1 protein-coding gene is annotated in these 713 nt (G+C 59.5%); it reads left to right on the top strand.

The window, feature by feature from the left end:
• Nucleotides 1–112: 112 nt before the first annotated feature.
• Nucleotides 113–713: TetR/AcrR family transcriptional regulator (locus EN750_RS37445; protein ID WP_145968336.1), on the top strand; the 601-nt coding region annotated here is incomplete at its 3' end.

Genomic DNA, 713 nt, shown 5'->3' with positions numbered 1-713 from the left:
ATATAATACTGAACCGTTCGGTTCGATCCGGCCGTTGACATAGCGCGTAAACAGGACCATATCAAGGGCAATCGAACCGCTTGGTTCGAATTATTTTCGAGGTGTGACTTTCATGGCCGAGACCCCGCCCAATGTCGAAAACGAGTCGTGCGACGACCTGTTGGAAAGCTTGCGTCGTGGCCGCCCGGCCGCGGGGCAGGATCCGGTCAAGCGCAGCCAGATCATCGACGGCGCCCGTCGTGTCTTCATCGACAAGGGCTTCGAAGCCGCCTCGATGAACGACATCACCCGCGAGGCGGGTGTCTCCAAGGGTACGATCTACGTCTATTTCGCCAACAAGGAAGAGCTGTTCGAAGCGCTGATCGAGGAAGAGCGCGGCACCATCTTCAAGAACATGTATGACGTGCTGGACAATGCCGACAACCTGCGCGAGACGCTGGTGAAGTTCGGCAAGGTGCTGGCCCTCAAGATCACGTCGGCCAAGGTGATCCAGGCGCAGCGCACGGTGATCGGTGCATCCGACCGGATACCCGACATGGGCGCGCGGTTTTACGAGCGCGGTCCCAAGCGTGGCCACGACAAGGTCGCGGCCTTTCTCAATGCCGCCATCGAGCGCGACCTGCTGCGCATCGACGATGTCGATCTTGCCGCCTATCAGTTCACCGAACTGTGCCTGGCCGGTCTGTTCCGTCAGTGCATCTTCGCCTACCGCA

This window comes from Mesorhizobium sp. M7A.F.Ca.ET.027.03.2.1 (assembly GCF_003999175.1).
Taxonomy (GTDB): domain Bacteria; phylum Pseudomonadota; class Alphaproteobacteria; order Rhizobiales; family Rhizobiaceae; genus Mesorhizobium.
The sequence above is the reverse complement of the archived record's forward strand: the minus strand, read 5'-3'. Positions and strand labels throughout refer to the sequence as shown.